Here is a 16,582-nt window from a genome sequence, read left to right as displayed (position 1 = left end):
CAAAAAATCAAGGGATTTTTATGCGACCGATCACGCCACAGACCTTTTTATTTGTGCCTGCCACTCGCCTAGACCGTGTGCCAAAAGCACTCGCCAGCGGTGCGCAAGCTGTCATCATTGACCTAGAAGACGCTGTCGCCGCCGAGCAAAAAGAGCGTGTGCGTGAGCAAATTTTGGCGTTTGATGAAAGCTGTACGCACCCTTATTGGCTGCGTATCAATGCCGCCACGACTGCCGATTTTACCAAAGATCGCCTGCTGATTGAAAAACTTTCTCATGTGGCTGGCGTATTTTTGCCAAAATGCGAATCACGCCTTGCCGCAAGCGTCTTGCACCAAAGCACGCAAAAGCCTGTCATCGCCATGATTGAAAGCGCAAAAGGCTTATTAAACATCGCAGAAATTGCCGCAGCGGACGGATTGCTTGCGCTCAGCTACGGTTGTCTGGATTTTGCGCATTCTTTGGGCGTGCGTGTCGGCTCGCCTGCCATGCGCGCTTTGAGCGATAAAGTGCGCTGTGAGCTGGTGCTACATTCGTCCGCACACGGTTTGGCGGCACCGATTGAGACCATTTATCCGCAATTTGATGACGATGCAGGCTTGGCGGCGTGCGTGCGCCATTGGCAGGATTTCGGCTTTGGCGGGCAGCTGCTCATTCACCCAAGACAAGTAGGCGTGGTGGCAAAAACGCTGAACTTGCAGGACGATTTGGCGTTTGCGCAGGCGGTGGTGAAAGAGTTTGAGCGCACCAACGAAGCTGCCTTTACTGTGGCTGGGCGCATGGTGGATTTGCCCGTGATTCGTTGGGCGCAAACGCTCGTGGGCAAGCAGCCAGACAAATAACCAGTCAAGCAGTAACGACAAATCCTCGTGAATACACCAAAATGGCGATAAATTCATCGCTATTTTGGTAAGTTGCACCTTGTCGTTTTTGGCGTTATATCCTGTCATTACGCCTTATCGCTAACAAACAGCACGGCTTGGCTGATGTCGGTCAGTCCTTCTTTAACCATAAACAACCTATCCACGCCCAGCGCAATGCCACTGCAAGGCGGCAAATCATCACACGCACGCAGAAGATTTTCATCAATCGGCATGGTGGGCAAACCAAGCGCAGCACGCTGGGCATTGTCCTGACAAAAACGCTGGCGCAGAGCTTTAGAATCCGCCAGCTCATCATAAGCGTTGGCAATTTCCACGCCGTCAATATACAGCTCAAAACGCTTGGCAACTTCAAAACCATCTTGATCGGTGGCAATCTTGGCAAGTGCGGCAGTGGCAGGCGGATAATCGGTCAATAGCGTTGGCACATCACGCCCCAAATCTGGCTCAATCAAATGGCTAAACAGCAAATCCAGCCAGCCTTGCACATCATCGCCCATCTCCAGCGTCAAGCCATGCTGCCTAGCGCACGCTCGCAGCTCATCAACACTTGCCGAAAATGGATGCAATCCCAGCACGTCCACGAACGCCTGCGCATAACGATAATGCCGAACGCGCATCGGCTTGTCATACACCGCTTCTAATAAAGCCAGCAGCTCGTCCGCCAGCATCTCAAGCGAAAAATGCGGACGATACCACTCCAGCATGGTAAATTCCACATTGTGCTTATGCCCAATTTCATTATCTCGAAACACTTGGCACAGCTGGAAAATCGGCAACTGATACGCCGCCAGCACTCGCTTCATGGCAAATTCTGGCGACGTGTGTAAAAACCCTACGCTTGGCTTGCCGCGGCGTTTGACGCTCGCCTGCACACTTTCAATAAACACGTCTGTATTACCGTGTTGCGATAAAATGGGCGTGGTGATTTCCAACACGTTGCGCTTGGCAAAAAACGCACGCACCGTTGCCAACATGGCAGCCTTTTTGATGGCGTTTTCTTTGCTCATGCTGGGGGCGTAATCAACTGGGGTATGGTCGGCTGAAATTTGGTTGGCTTGAGTTGGGGAGTTCATGATGGTTGGTAATTTATAATTTGTGATTGGGTGGTGATTAGGTGGTGATTGGAATGATTGAATGACGACTTGGCGGTAAATTGAGCAAATGAAACGGATTGGCGTTTTAAGATTTTGCCACGCCAAACCGTTTTTAAGCGCAATCACTTTATTAGGCGTGTAGCCGCCATTTTAATACAACCACTCACGTCTGAGCGGATATTCTTTGCGCAGCCTATCAAACGCCGCCGCCTGCTCGCCATCTGCCAAGCCAGCCGTACACACCGCACGCAGGCTGGCATCATCAGCACCAATGTCATAAAAAGGCGTGAGTGCGTCTGGCGCACCGCTTTTCGCCGCCGCTTGCCAATGGCGCTTGATGTCTTGCCATTGATAAGGGCTTGGCGCAAGCAAATTATCCATATTTTGTAAAACTGGCAAGCCAAAATGCTCACAAAACGCACGATAAATCATGTCCGTACCACGCAATTTACCTTCTGTGGTATAGCCTGCAATGTGCGGTGTGGCAAGGCTAAGACGCTCGCAAAGTTTGGCACTGACAACAGGTTCGTGCGGAAATACGTCCAGCACCACTTGCAGGTTTTGCTCATCAATCGCTGCGATTAAATCGGCTTCTTTGATAATTTCACCGCGCGCCGAATTGATAAGCAGCGCATTTGGCTTAAGCTGCGCCAAATGCTCACGGTTCATCAGCCCAAAAGTCGGATACTCGCCCGTGCGTGTCAAAGGCGTGTGCAGCGAAATCACATCGCTGGTTTGTAGTAGCGTTGGCAAATCGCTGTTATTGATGGCGGACGCTGGCAAAAACGGGTCATAGCCTGCCACCTGCCAGCCCAAGTCCTTGGCGTACCCAGCAAGCGTGCTGCCAATATTGCCAAGCCCAATAATACCAAGGCGTACAGGCGATAACGCCGCATTTGGGCGCAGCTTGCCGATTGCCGTCAGTACATATTGCGCCACCGAATGTTTGCTGCATCCCACTGCATTGGCAAAGCGGATATTTTGCTCGGCTAAAAACTGTGCGTCCACATGGTCCGTGCCAATCGTTGCCGAACCGACAAACTTCACGCCTGCCAAATCCAGCGATGGCTTGATTGGCGTTACCGAGCGGATAAACAGCGCATCAGGGCGATATTTATCAAGACTTTGCTGGTTGATGTCTCGCCCTTTTATCGTGATAAAACGCACGTCTTGATGGCAACGCAAATAATCGCCAAGATTGCTGATATTTTCGTCCGCCAATACGCTAATCATATTTATCTCTTTGTTTTTAAATGGTTTTTGTGGTTGGTAAGTTGTATTTTTACCAACTCAACCTACGCCCTAAGAGCAATTTGCGAGTTTAATTTAAGGGCGATAAGTAAGTTTAATTTAGGGGCGATTCGTAAGTTGGGTTAAGCGGAGCGACAACCCAACATGAAGTAAGATTTACCCATAAAACGTTGGGTTGCACTTTCGCTAACCCAGCTTACGGTTTTACGCCAATTTAGCCAACCGATTTAGCAAATCCACTCACGATTTATCCGCATCATCGCTTAATTTTTGCTCGTCCAGCACAGGCGTGGGCGTGGTATCAGCCAGCAAGGCTTCACCATCTGCCACCGCAAAGGCTGCGTTTTTTGGTGAGAAAATTTCGTTTTTATGCTGGCTAATCCACTCACGCCAAATGGCAAGCGCAATCGATAAAATCACCGGCCCAACAAACAGCCCCACAAAACCAAATGCCGTCAAACCGCCCAGCACGCCAATAAAAATGATGATGAACGGAATTTTGGTCGCACCGCTGATGACAATCGGACGAATCAAATTATCCACCCAGCTAATCACCAAAATACCCCACAGCGCAAGCCCAATCCCTTCATAAGTATGACCTTGCATAAACAGCCACAACGCCACACCACCCCACGCAAATGGCGTGCCAAACGGAATCAGTGCCGCCACAAAAGTGATGATTGTCAGCAAAATTGGGTTTGGCGCGCCTGCCACCACATAGCCCATGCCCGCCAAAAGTGCCTGCGCCAGCGCAGTCAAGCCAATGCCATAAATCACCGCTTGCGTGGTTGCGCCCACCGAATTGATATAATCATCAATGCGATCGCCCACGATGTTGCGCAGCGCTTGGCGGATTTGGCGCATCAGGCTTAGCCCATCACGATAAAAGAAAAACAGCGTCATCAGCGCCATGCCCAGTTTCGCCATCGCCTTTAACGCCACGTCAAACGCCATCTTGCCATAATACAAATGCGACTGCACCCACTGACGCACCGCCGCCATTGACGCTTCAGGGTCTTTGTTAATCTCCCACAGCGTGTCTTTGATTTGCTGACCAATCACAGGCAAATTTTTCACGCTTTCTGGCAAATCCACATAGCCCGCCTGCAGACGGCGAATCGCCATGCCATAAAAGCTCACCACTTCTTGCTGCAAGAAAAACACACCCACAATCAGCGGTACGCCAATCAGCAGCGAAATCACCACCGTCATAATCAATGCCGAGAGCGTCGCCCCCAGCTGCACTTTTTGATGGAAAAATCGGTACAGCGGAAAAGTTACATACGCCAAAATCGCCGCCCAAATCGCAGGCGAAATGAAAAAATGCACCACCTGAAAGCACAGCACAATCAAGATGGTGAGCAGCGTCAAGGCGAGCAGTCGCTGCAAAATCAATTCTTTGGTCCATTGTTCCAGCATGGCAATTTTGGCTCTTTTGTTAAGTTTTAGTTATTTTTAATATTACAAAAAGTCATATTTGGCGTGAATTGACGCATAAATTTGCGCACATTTCACTCACGACAAATCTTGGCTATATTATGCCCTATTTTGACAAAAATAGCCGAAATAATTTGCAAAAATTTGTGGGTTTTTTATGACTTTTTCTAAGTTTTAAAACTTGGTAAATCGCATAAAAATTACGCCACCTTATAATGGCATCAAACCCATAAAATACTTAATGATATTTTTAAAATAAAAGATGAATGAATTATTAGTAATTCTGCAAAAAATCTTGCACAATCTGGGAAATTGTGAGACAATACCGCCACAAATCAATAATGCGATTTAATCTCATTTTTATTTAAGACATTTTTTAATTTCAAACCGTAATTTTTACGTTAATTCCTGCGGTTATCCATTCAAATTCAAAGCGTTTTCTCGTCTTTCGCTTATTTAGGCTTTATTTTGCGCTCTGAATGCACCAAATCTGAACGCACTAATAAAGCAACGATTAAAACGGAATTTTAAAAACCACACCTGCCATGAACGCCTCCAGACAAACCACCTACGACATCACCTTCATCATACCCGTCTATAACACCGCCAAATTTCTAGCCCAATGCCTAGACAGCATCATCGCCCAAAATATCGATAAGCAAATCATCGCCATTGATGACGGCTCAACTGATGGCAGTGGTGAAGTTTTGGCACAATTTGCCAAGCGGTACGATTTCATCAAAATCATCACCCAAGAAAACAAAGGCGTATCAGCTGCCAGAAATGCTGGGATTAAAGCAGCCGCTGGGCGTTATGTGTATTTTGTGGATTCTGACGATTATCTGCTGCCAAACATTCGCTTTGACGATTACATCGCCATCATGGACAAGGAAAATCTTGCCGCCCTAAAAGGCTGTGCGATTTGGGAAATTCAAGACGAAGAAGTCTTTTTGCCCGCCCTGCCAAAAGCCCAACAAGCCGCGCTGGACATTTACCAGCACGGCACAAGACAAAAACACTACCTACAAATCGCGCCATCATCACAATATATCCAAGCGCTTTTGGTGCGTGTCTTTACCGTGGAGCTGTGGGCGTACATTTTTCGCACGCAGCATTTGCGCACGCATGAGCTGTACTTTGATGAATCGCTGGAATATGCCGAAGATTTGCTGTTTGTTACTAAGGTGCTGACTTGTGCTGAATTTTTAATGGCGGAAACCAGCGAGATTTTCTATTTTTATCGCCATCGCACTGGCAGCGCCATCAATCAAGCGAACAACACCGCCATGTTTTTATCGCAAATCAAAGCGGTAAAAGCCGTGCAATATTACACGCTTGAGCGAGATTTTGACTACAACACACGCCACAATATTTTACTGCTTGGCTTATCGGTGCTGGCGCATTTGTTTGAAAGCGTGTATTTTCAACTGGACGAAACCGCCAAAGCACAAATTGACAGCGAAGTGAGCCTAGAATTATTTGGCATGTATCAGCTGTACGAAATCTTATCCGCACGCCTGCAACAACGCCCATCCAACGCATTTAGCCGAGTACACGCAGAATTTCGCCAGCGTCTGCTGTGAAAACGCTGATTTTGCTTGGGTTGGCGAAAGCGTAACCCAACATTCCAAATCTCATTTCAAACGTTGGGGTTTCACTCCGCTTAACCCAACTTACAATCTGCCAAATTTCCGTCAGAAAAGCTCAATTTACAAGTCATTTCTTATTTAAATCCCTATCTCACACCACCCGCACAAATTTTTATAGACAACCGCGTCATTTCTAGTGCTTTTGTAGTAAAATTAAGCTAAAATAAAAGAAACCTTTCATTGCATAGAGTTGTACCAATGTATGCCAAAAAAAGCCCAAAGCCCAAAGCCCAAAGCCCAAAGCCCAAAGCATGATATCACCTTTATCGTGCCTGTCTACAACACTTGTGAATATTTATCGCAGTGTTTAGAAAGTATCATTGCGCAAGACATTGATAAAGAAATCATTGCCATTGATGATGGTTCAACCGATGGCAGTGGTGAAGTTTTGGCTGAATTTGCCAAGCGGTATGATTTTATAAAAATCATCAGCCAAGAAAATAAAGGCGTGTCAGCAGCGAGAAACGCAGGGATAAAAGCGGCTGCTGGCAAGTATGTGTATTTTGTGGATTCTGATGATTATTTGGCGGAGAAAATCAACTTTCGTGATCTTTTGCGCATCATGGCACAAGAAAACGTCGCCATCGCCAAAGGTTTGTTCGTTTGGGCGAAACAAAACATCATCGTACTGCCTGCCCTGCCAGACGTAGCCACCACTGCACGCGCTGTCTATGGCGAGAAAGTGGCGCATGGTCATCATGTGGAAATCGTGTCATCGCAGTATTACATGGATTGCTTACTGCAAAAGAGCTTTTCGCCTGAGCTGTGGACGCACATTTTTAAGACCAGTCATTTACAAGATAACGGTCTGCTGTTTGATGAAAATTTGCGCTACGCTGAAGATACGCTGTTTGTCATTCGGGCATTGACGTGCTGTCAGTTTAACTTTCTGGAAATCAGCCAGCTGTTTTATTATTATCGCCATCGCACTGACGGCGCCGCCAATCAGCTGGACGACATCCGCTCAATCCACGACCACTTCAACGCCTTTAAGCGGCTACAATCTTATGCCGTGCGCCAAGATTTAGATCAAGCCACACGGTTTTATATCGCTGCTTTGAGCGCGCCTTTGCTGTTTAGTGCGCTGGAGCGTTCGGTAACGTTTGGCGATGATGAGCAACAAAGTCTTGATGAATATTTCACGCTTGAGCTGTTTAACATCTATCAGCTGTACGAAACGCTGATGGTGGTTTTGCGCAGAAGCCATCGTGAGGATTTTGCCAAAGTGCGTGAGGCGTTTCGTAAGCGTTTGCTTAATTAGCACGCACAAGACGCACAGCCCTTCACCTTAAAAAGACAAGCCAAGCCTTGTCTTTTTTACGCTTGGCAAGTTCAACGCTTGGCAAGTTCAAAAAGTTTACCGCCACAAAATCCGCCAAATCAGTTACAATACACCGTTGGCAAAAGTGCAAATTGGCTAACTTTTTATCTTACAAACTTATCATTTAGCCTTGCGATTTTCCCACAAACTTTTTTACTTTATCATTTCCCCGCCCAACTTTTTAAAATCACATTACCGCTTTTATCATGCTGCTAGACATTCATCGTTATTCGTTTGCCACTTACAAAAAAGAGCTTAGCGCATTATTTGCGCTGACTTTGCCCATGCTGCTATCACAAGTGGCGCAAATCGGCACTGGCTTTGTGGATACGGTGATGGCTGGCGGTGCTGGCAAGGAAGATTTGGCGGCCGTGGCGCTTGGCAGCAGTCTTTTTGCCACAGTTTATGTAACTTTGATGGGCGTAATGACCGCACTTAACCCCATGATTGCCCAACAATTTGGCTCGGTGAGTAAAGGTGCGGCACGCTCGCATGAAATTGGCGAGCTTGGCAGACAAGGTCTTTGGTATGGCGTGGCGATGGGCGTGCTTGGCATGGCGATTATGTGGCTTGCGATTGCGCCTTTTCGCTCGTTTTTTGCGCTTAGTGATTATACGCTGCAAATCACCGAGCAGTATCTGCGGTTTGTGGGGCTTGCCATGCCTGCCGCCATGATTCATCGCAGCTTGCACGCCTATGCGTCCAGCCTAAATAAGCCAAACGTCATCATGTGGGTCAGCTGGCTATGCTTCTTTTTAAACATTCCGCTCAACTGGATTTTCGTCTATGGCAAATTTGGCATGCCTGCGCTGGGCGGTGCTGGCTGCGGACTGGCGACAGCCATCGTCTTTTGGGTGAATGCCATTGTGCTGGGCGCTTATGTGGCGCGCGGTAAATATTTTAAGCCCTTTGGCTTGATGGATAAATTCAGCCTGCCAAATTTTCGGCTGTTTAAAGACATCACACGGCTTGGCATTCCGATTGGCTTATCGTTTTTTGTGGAAGTGAGCCTGTTTACTTGCATCATGTTTTTGGTAGCGAAACTGCCCGCCAACACCGAAGATTATGTGGCGGCGCAGCAGGTGGTGATTAGCCTGACGGGGATTATTTACATGATTCCGCAAAGCATTGGCATTGCCAGCACGGTGCAAGTGGGCATCGCCATCGGCAAGAAAAATTTCGCCAAAGCGCGCTACATTTCTGGCGTGTCAGTGGCGACAGCTGCGCTGATTTCGCTTTTGACGGCGGCGTTTTTGGTGCTTTTGCGCACACCACTTGCCCAGATGTACACGGACGATTTGACGGTGATTGGCATTGCGTCTGGCATTATTTTATTTGCCGCTGCCTTTCAGCTGGTGGACGCAGTGCAATGCGTGGCAAGCTATGCGCTGCGTGGTTATAAAGTTACCACCATGCCGATGGTGATTCATTTGGTGGCGTTTTGGGGCTGCGGGCTGATTCCCGGCTATGCGCTGGCGTTTTATTTTGACATGGGCATTTATGGATTTTGGACGGCTTTGGTGGTGTCGCTTGCGGTGGCGGCGGTGTTTTTGCTGTGGTATTTGCAAAAGCACAGTCAAAAAGCGCTGGGCAAGGTTGTTTGACCATCTGTTTAAATTTGATTGCCTGTTTAAATTGGTTATCCATTTAGATTAAACCAAAACAACTGACACCATCAATAAATCAGCTTAAAAACTACGCATCATCAATCAAAGCTGGCTTTTAAGAATTTAACACTTTTGCTAATAAAAATACTTAGCGCAGTGATTTGATTTGCTATATAATGGCGCACTTTTGGCTTTTTATCGTTTTTTATGTCTGCTGTCAATCACCTAAAACACATCGCCACCACCCACAAAACACGCCTGATTGGCACGTTTAGCCTTGTAGCATTGGAAAATATCTTGATGGTTACTTATCCGCTGTTTGGCTCATTTGCCATTGATGGCGTGGTTAATGGCAACCTACTCCAAGCCTTATCCTATGCGGCTTTGGTGTTGGTGATATGGACGGTTGGCTCGGCAAGGCGTGCGGTAGACACACGCACATTCACACGCATTTATGCCGAGATGGTAACAGACATCATCAGCCGCGAACACCGCCAAAAACAGCACACTTCCACCATTACCGCTCGTGTGGCACTGTCTCGTGAATTTGTGGACTTTTTTGAGCAGCATTTGCCGATGATCATCACATCGTTATTTAATATCATTGGTGCGGTGGTGATGCTACTTTTTATTGAAACTTATTCAGGCATTACTGCGCTGATTATTCTGCTGATTTTTTCTTGGGCTTTGCCAAGCTACACCAAAATCAACGATCGTCTGTATTTTCGGCTGAATAATCGCCTTGAAAAAGATGTGATTATCATTGAACAAAATCAGCCTTATCACACCGCCAAGCATTATTCGCTGCTGTCTAAATTTCGCATAAAAATCTCTAATCGTGAAGCAAGCAGCTATCTAATCATCGGCGTGGCAATGGCAATTTTATTTGGGGTAACGCTCACGCTACTCACCACCAAAGGCGCAACCGCTGGACACATTTATGCCGTTATCAGCTATCTATGGGGCTTTGCCATGAGTTTGGACGATGCGCCATCTTTGGTAGAACAGCTCTCACAAATCAAAGACATCGGCAAGCGCATCAGCCTAGACGACCCAAACGCTGCCGATGACGAAATGGATAACAACATCAAAGCCGCCACCTAACCAGCCGTCAAATCAAAACTGTGCGCCACCAGCTCAAAAAGCAGCGCTTCATCAATCTCATCAAGGCGCACGCTCACCCAGTGCGCCTTATTCATGTGATAAGCAGGATACACACCGTCCGCCAGCAAAAGATTGCCGATAAAGCGTGGGTCGGTTTTGACGTTCACTACAGTTACGATGGCATCTGGCAGCGTTGATGAATTTGCGTGCTTGGCTGACAATTTATCCGCACTGATGGGCATCAGCAGCGCAAACCATTTGCCTTTTTTAGTAGAAGATTTGGTAGAACTGCGCTTGCCAGATTTTGGTGCGGCATGGCGAAAAACCGCAAATTTGGGAAATTTTTGCCATAAAAACTCAGGCGACACCGCATAAGTTTTGGCGATAAAATCGATGAAATCTTGGTAGGTCATGATTGATAACAAATTGATAATGACTAAACTTTTGGCAAGTTTAGCCCAATCAAAAGCACATTGACAAGCGGTTTGCTGATTTTAATGCCAGTTATCACGGCAATTTTGCCAAAACCACAATAAAAAACAGACACTCTGCCGAGCGTCTGTTTTGTCAATCTGTCTTGTAAGGCTTGGCGATTTTAAAGCATTTATCAAATCACGCCAATCGCCCATGTGCATAGCATAATCGCCAAGGACAGACCCCAAATCCAAAAGAACGAATAACGAATGTGCTTACCCATAGATAAGTTTGCCAAGCCTAAGCCCATCCACAAAGCAGGCGAAAATGGCGAGACAAACGTACCCACAATACTACCAATCATCACCGCATAGCCTGATTTGGCAGGGTCTACGCCCACATCAGACGTGATTTGCTCCACCACAGGGAACAGCCCGAAATAATAAGCGTCTGTAGACAGTACAAGCTCCAAAGGCACGCCCAAAAAGCCAGTAACATAATGCAGATTTGGCAATAAAGCCGCTGGCAATACATTCACCAAATCCTGCGAAATTGCGTCCAGCATACCAGAGCCTTTTAGCGTACCAAGGAACACGCCTGCCGCCAAAATGATGGTTGCCATCATGATTGCACCGCCAGCATTGGCATTGATACACGCCAGCTGTTCTTTTGGTGTGCGATAATTCACCATCAACGCCACCGCCGTACCCAGCATAAAGACGAATGCAGGCGGTAAAAGATTGGCAAACAGCACCACCATCGCTGCGACAAAAATCGCCACATTCACCCAAAACTTGCCACGATTGGCAGATACTTCTTCGTCATCGGCATCAAGTCCAAAGCCATGACCGCCCACCACAAGTGCGCCATGCTCAGCAATGATGCGGCGTTTTTCACGCATACCCAAAATCACCGCCATGATAATCGTCAGCGTAATGCCGATGACTTGCACGGCAATCAGCGGACGATAAATCACTTCCACATCAGCGCCCAGCACCGTTGCCACACGCGCCAAAGGCCCGCCCCACGGCAACATATTGGTGATACCCGCACTTGCCGCCAGCAGCAAAAACAGCATATAAGGATTCATTTTTAAACGTTGATACAGCGGCAAAAGCGCAGGCACGACCAGCAAAAAGGTTGTCGCTCCAGCACCATCAAGCTGCGCCACCACAGAAATCAGCACCGTACCGACCGCCACCGAAATCACATTACCGCGCGTCAGCTTAATCAAACCATCAATCAAAGGCTTGAATACACCAGCATCGCCCATAATGCCGAAAAATAAAATCGCAAAAATAAACATCACGACAATCTGAATGACCGATGTCGTACCGTCCAAATAAAATTCCTTGATTTGCGTTAAATCAAAGCCAGCAATCAGCGCACCCACAAACGGCACCAGCACCATTGCAATCACAGGCGACACTTTTTCGGTGAGCAGCAAACCCACAATGATAAAAAATAATCGCCAGACCGATCAAAGTCAGCATAGATTTTCTCCAACCACGCGCTTATGCGATTTGCCTGCGTGGTAATAAATAGTAAAGTTGGTGGTTGTTTTGCGCGACAATCAATTCACAAATTTTATGCTTGGCTGCTGCATTGACGTATGCCATCTTTAAACATTCATTTTAAGTGAATAATTAAAGATGCACTGATGACAAACTCAGCCGCCACACATCTTGCGCACAAAAACAACTTGTATATAAAAACAAAATGGCGAGTATCATAATGTAAAGATAACATCAGTGCAAGCAAAAAATTGTTACATGAGCGCAGCAAACCCACACCCAAATCTTACCCAATTCTTGCCATTACGTTTAATTTATCAATTTCACTTGGCAAATTGCCAAAAATTTTGGACTATCTGCCTTTGACTGTGGTATTTTATAGCCAGCTTGATATAATTGGCTGATGGCGTACGCTTGATTTCCATTAAAAATCAAGTCATTATTTTTACCAATCCACATAAATTTACAATCAAATCAATATCATTTAAGACAAAAACAAGCGTAGATGATAAAACATTCAGCGAACTTGATGATGTGTTAAGTGATATTAAAAAGACAATAAAGAGTTTTTATGAAATACACACTAAGCACCCTTGCGCTTGCCAGCGCCGCTTTGATGGCGGTATTTAGCAGCAGCGCACAGGCAAACGACTTGCCAAACCTATCTACCAGCCAATTCCATCAGTGCCTAGACGGTCTAAAAAACACATCACGCTTTCGTGGCATTTCTAACAGCACCTTTGAGCAATACCGCCCAAGCGAGCCTGACCCTACCGTGATTCGCTCGCTGAATTATCAGCCAGAATTTAAAAAAGATCCTTGGGATTATCACGCATCGCTTGTGGACGCTGAGCGTGTGGCGGATGGCTTGCGTGCCAAATACGAACAAGCGGACGTGCTGCGCCGCATTGAAGCACGCTATGGCGTTGCGCCTGCGCACGTTTTGGGCGTGTGGGGCGTGGAGTCAAACTTCGGACAAACGCTTGGCAAAAAAGATTTGTTCACAAGCCTTGCTACGTTGTCGTGCTTTGATCGCCGCCAAAACTACTTCCGTGGCGAGCTTGCCAGCGCCCTAAAAATCGTCCAAAATGGCGACATCCGCGCCCAAGACATGACAGGCTCATGGGCGGGCGCATTCGGGCAAACGCAGTTCATGCCAAGCACCTTTTTGGAATTGGCAGTGGATTTTGATGGCGATGGCCGCAAAGATTTGGTAAATTCTAAAGCAGACGCCCTTGCCAGTACCGCAAACTTCCTTGCCAAGCGTGGCTACCGTGCTGGCGAACCTTGGGGCTACGAAGTTAAGCTTAACGGCTACAGCGGCTCAAGCGGACGCACCAATAAGCGCTCCATCAGCCACTGGCAAAACATGGGACTGACCCTGCCAGACGGTCGCCCATTGCCACATAACATGGCTTCGGCTGGCTTGCTGCTGCCTGCTGGCAGACAAGGCCCTGCGTTTTTGGTGGGTAAAAACTTTGACACCTTCTACAGCTATAACGCTTCAGAAAGCTACGCGCTGGCGATTGCCCACTTGGCGACTTTGCTAGAAACTGAAAGCACCAACACAAACTTCGCCACACCTTGGCCGACAGACGATCCGGGCATCAGCCGCCAAGAAGCCAAAGAAATTCAGCAAGGACTGATTAACGCTGGCTACGACATCGGCAATGTGGACGGCATCATCGGCGACAACACACGCCGTGCCATCATGGATTATCAGCGCAAAATGGGCGTGCCTGCGGACGGACGTGCTGGGCAAAAATTCCATCGTCTGATTGCCCAAAATACAGGCAATCAAGCACCAATCACACAAAATTCAGCCGTGCAAACACCAAGCGTGCAAAGCGTGGCGCACAATCCTGTGCAAAACGCCCTACCACAAAGCAGCACGCCAAGCGCCAGCCGTGTCATTCGCACCACCCAAACCATCAGCGCACCAGCTCCGACAAGCTATCGCCGTGTGGTGAATGCCGATGGTACGATTTCGCTTGTGCCTGCGCAGTGATTATCAAAGCAAACCGATTGTTTTGCTGAGTTGCTCGCCAGCCAAGTTACTTAGCAACTTAGCAAAGCCACACAAACAAAAACGACCCACGAAATACTGGGTCGTTTTTTTATGAAAGATTTAGCAAAAGCGAAAACCGCAGTCGCCAAAACTTAGGTAAATTCAGTCTTCTTCTTCGTCATCGTCCCATTTGGCGTAGGTTTTTGATGGGTCTTTGCCTTGGCTTTTTAGGTAAGCGACTTGCTCTTCTAGCGTGCGTTTTTTGCCTGCTTCGTGCATGGTGTCGGCAAGCTCGCTAAAATGATCGATTTGCTCTTTTAGGGTTTCGTTGCTTGAAGTTTCGTTGTTGGCAGTTTCGTTAGTCATGACAATTTCCTATCCTAAATAAAATGGTGATGTGCAGTTGATAAAATTGGTAAGTTTTTTAAGCAGCCGCTTCAATCCAGCCGCCCATAATTCTTATTACAACAAATTCTTTGACAAATTGCAAATCACCGCAAGTCATCACATCAGCTCGTCCATCGCCACCACAGGCATAAAATCATTGCCCACAAACACCACGTCATCGTCTATCAGCCCACGCACGGTGGCTTGCACTTGCTCATCTAAGCGGCTGGCGTAGAAAGTCAGCGGTTTTTTGGCAGGCGGATTATTGCTGGCAATGCGAAAGACCGCCAAAAGTGATTTGACACGCTCAGCAATGGCAAGCCCAGAATCCACAAGGCTGACAGGCAAGTTCTCATCATCAATAAAACGCTGCAAAAACTTACGGAAAAACGGATAATGCGTACAGCCAAGCACCACCACGTCCACGCACTCGTCCGCCCAGCGCTTGGTTTGCGCCACCAACAAATCCGCCACTTGCGAATCAATCGGCATACCAGATTCCACCCATGGTACGAGCATCGGCTCAAAATGCTTATACACCGTTACGCCCTGCGGCGCAGCAGCTGTACTGATGACTTCATCAAGCAAACGCCCTTCTAGCGTGGCGCGCGTGGCAAGTACGGCGATTTTTTTGGTTTTGGTGATGGCGCAGGCAGGCTTAACCGCAGGCACCAGCCCCACAATCGGCACACTACAGCGCAAACGCAGCACGTCCAAAGAATGCGCGGACGCACTGTTACAAGCGATGACGATGAGTTTACAGCCACGCTTGCACAGCCTTGCCACTGCCTGAATTGTCAAAAGCAGGATTTCATCGCCAGATTTATTGCCATAAGGCACGTTTTGGGTGTCGGCATAATAAATGAAGCGCTCGTTTGGCATGGCGGCTTGTAAATGCTGATAAACCGACAGCCCGCCCACGCCCGAATCAAACACGCCAATCGGAGCGTTGTCAGGATCATGGACAAAATCAGGGTGCTGGTTAATCATGGCAAAACACCAAAACAAACGTCAAACTAAATTTACACATTGCCAAATGCGCAATCATCGCCATATTTTACACCAAATGCGCACGGTTTTTGTATCAATATTTTTATTGGCGCATTCATGCACTTCGCCAAGCCACCAAGCCACACCATCAAAACTTTTGTGCCAAATAAAACTTTTCGCCGCCGCTTTGTAGCACCAGCACCACTTCATCGCCCTGCTCGCACAGCTCACCCAACGTCAGCAGATGGTAGCGCACGTTGTTGGCGATTTTGGCGGTGAGATGATGGCGCACGTCAATGTACAGCCGCTCTTCTTTCGTGCCGTTATCTTTGCTAAATTTTTGAAAATACAGTGGATTTTTCTTACTTAGGCGGATTTTATCGCCATGCGTGGTGCTAAATTCTAACCACATTTCGCCATCGTCCGCCACCACGTCCACCGCCACCACCAAAAGCGGTGCGTCCACCACGCTGATTTCGTACTGATGGCTGGGCGTGCGCAAAAAATGGCGTTTTTTACCATCATCGCCCACTTCTACCCACAACACACTGGCAAATAAATCCACCAATGACTGACGAGTCATTTTTGTGCCGTCATGCCACCATTCGCCATTATCACGGATTTGCATATTAAAAGGCACGGTGTGTTTTGGCGACCATTTTTCCACAGGCGGCAGGCGGCGCGCGCCAGTAGGATTGTCGGTATTTTGCACAGCTTTTAAAAACGGCAGCAGCGCATTATCCAAAGACAAGTCAAAAGATGGACTGACAGGTGATAACTTTGCTGGCGTATCAGATGATAAATCTTGTTCTAAGTTATTGATATTATTTATATTATGGTTATTATTGTCATCATTTTGATAAGTTGGCATTTTCACTTCCTGTTGATAATTTTTAAAATTAAGGCTATGTTCAAAACCGAG

14 protein-coding genes are annotated in these 16,582 nt (G+C 47.4%); 6 read left to right on the top strand and 8 right to left on the bottom strand.

The window, feature by feature from the left end; all coding sequences use genetic code 11:
* The coding region (locus tag B0181_RS11190; protein ID WP_428838611.1) for an HpcH/HpaI aldolase/citrate lyase family protein at positions 1-842 on the top strand (842 nt) is incomplete at its 5' end.
* Between the two features lie 107 nt (positions 843-949).
* On the opposite strand, the gene epmA is transcribed toward B0181_RS11190, so the two are convergent.
* From epmA to B0181_RS11175, 3 genes are all read right to left on the bottom strand, one after another.
* Complete coding sequence (gene epmA, locus B0181_RS11185; RefSeq protein WP_078277575.1) at positions 950-1,957, bottom strand: EF-P lysine aminoacylase EpmA; 1,008 nt, start codon at positions 1,955-1,957, stop codon at positions 950-952.
* 171 nt (positions 1,958-2,128) lie between these two features.
* Positions 2,129-3,217, bottom strand: coding sequence for a 4-phosphoerythronate dehydrogenase (locus B0181_RS11180; RefSeq protein ID WP_172462142.1), 1,089 nt, complete (start codon positions 3,215-3,217; stop codon positions 2,129-2,131).
* Positions 3,218-3,469: 252 nt separating this feature from the next.
* A complete protein-coding gene (locus B0181_RS11175; protein ID WP_078277571.1) occupies positions 3,470-4,648 on the bottom strand; it encodes an AI-2E family transporter in 1,179 nt (392 codons plus the stop codon).
* Positions 4,649-5,211: 563 nt separating this feature from the next.
* Between B0181_RS11175 and B0181_RS11170 the strand changes: the two genes are divergently transcribed.
* The 4 genes from B0181_RS11170 to B0181_RS11155 all read left to right on the top strand — a co-directional run bounded on the left by B0181_RS11170 (position 5,212) and on the right by B0181_RS11155 (position 10,347).
* On the top strand, positions 5,212-6,249 hold the full coding sequence (locus tag B0181_RS11170; RefSeq protein WP_078277570.1) for a glycosyltransferase: 1,038 nt from the start codon (positions 5,212-5,214) through the stop codon (positions 6,247-6,249).
* A 268-nt stretch (positions 6,250-6,517) separates the two neighbouring features.
* Entirely contained in the window at positions 6,518-7,576 is a 1,059-nt protein-coding gene (locus B0181_RS11165) for a glycosyltransferase (RefSeq protein WP_078277569.1), read from the top strand.
* A 266-nt stretch (positions 7,577-7,842) separates the two neighbouring features.
* Positions 7,843-9,240 carry an MATE family efflux transporter gene (locus tag B0181_RS11160; protein WP_078277568.1) on the top strand — a complete coding sequence of 466 codons (1,398 nt, stop codon included), beginning with the start codon at positions 7,843-7,845 and terminating at the stop codon, positions 9,238-9,240.
* A 210-nt stretch (positions 9,241-9,450) separates the two neighbouring features.
* Positions 9,451-10,347: an ABC transporter six-transmembrane domain-containing protein gene (locus B0181_RS11155; RefSeq protein WP_078277567.1), complete on the top strand. Its 897-nt coding sequence runs from the start codon at positions 9,451-9,453 to the stop codon at positions 10,345-10,347.
* Here B0181_RS11155 and B0181_RS11150 read toward each other — a convergent pair.
* Together B0181_RS11150 and B0181_RS11145 are read right to left on the bottom strand one after the other, a co-directional pair.
* Positions 10,344-10,760 (bottom strand): MmcQ/YjbR family DNA-binding protein, encoded by a 417-nt coding sequence (locus B0181_RS11150; protein ID WP_078277566.1) that lies wholly within the window; start codon positions 10,758-10,760, stop codon positions 10,344-10,346. The two genes, B0181_RS11155 and B0181_RS11150, sit on opposite strands and share 4 nt — an antisense overlap.
* 194 nt (positions 10,761-10,954) lie before the next feature.
* A complete protein-coding gene (locus tag B0181_RS11145) occupies positions 10,955-12,214 on the bottom strand; it encodes a CitMHS family transporter (protein WP_242620084.1) in 1,260 nt (419 codons plus the stop codon).
* A 632-nt stretch (positions 12,215-12,846) separates the two neighbouring features.
* Between B0181_RS11145 and B0181_RS11140 the strand changes: the two genes are divergently transcribed.
* Positions 12,847-14,283 (top strand): lytic murein transglycosylase, encoded by a 1,437-nt coding sequence (locus B0181_RS11140; RefSeq protein ID WP_078277565.1) that lies wholly within the window; start codon positions 12,847-12,849, stop codon positions 14,281-14,283.
* Positions 14,284-14,445: 162 nt separating this feature from the next.
* On the opposite strand, the gene B0181_RS11135 is transcribed toward B0181_RS11140, so the two are convergent.
* The 3 genes from B0181_RS11135 to B0181_RS11125 form a co-directional block, all read right to left on the bottom strand.
* Positions 14,446-14,649 (bottom strand): hypothetical protein, encoded by a 204-nt coding sequence (locus B0181_RS11135; RefSeq protein WP_078277564.1) that lies wholly within the window; start codon positions 14,647-14,649, stop codon positions 14,446-14,448.
* 138 nt (positions 14,650-14,787) lie between these two features.
* Positions 14,788-15,660, bottom strand: a complete 873-nt coding sequence (gene murI / locus B0181_RS11130; RefSeq protein ID WP_078277563.1) for a glutamate racemase — start codon at positions 15,658-15,660, stop codon at positions 14,788-14,790.
* Between the two features lie 148 nt (positions 15,661-15,808).
* Positions 15,809-16,531 (bottom strand): DUF1285 domain-containing protein, encoded by a 723-nt coding sequence (locus tag B0181_RS11125; RefSeq protein ID WP_078277574.1) that lies wholly within the window; start codon positions 16,529-16,531, stop codon positions 15,809-15,811.
* Positions 16,532-16,582: the final 51 nt, after the last annotated feature.

This window comes from Moraxella caviae (assembly GCF_002014985.1).
In the GTDB taxonomy this organism is placed as follows: domain Bacteria; phylum Pseudomonadota; class Gammaproteobacteria; order Pseudomonadales; family Moraxellaceae; genus Moraxella; species Moraxella caviae.
The sequence above is the reverse complement of the archived record's forward strand: the minus strand, read 5'-3'. Positions and strand labels throughout refer to the sequence as shown.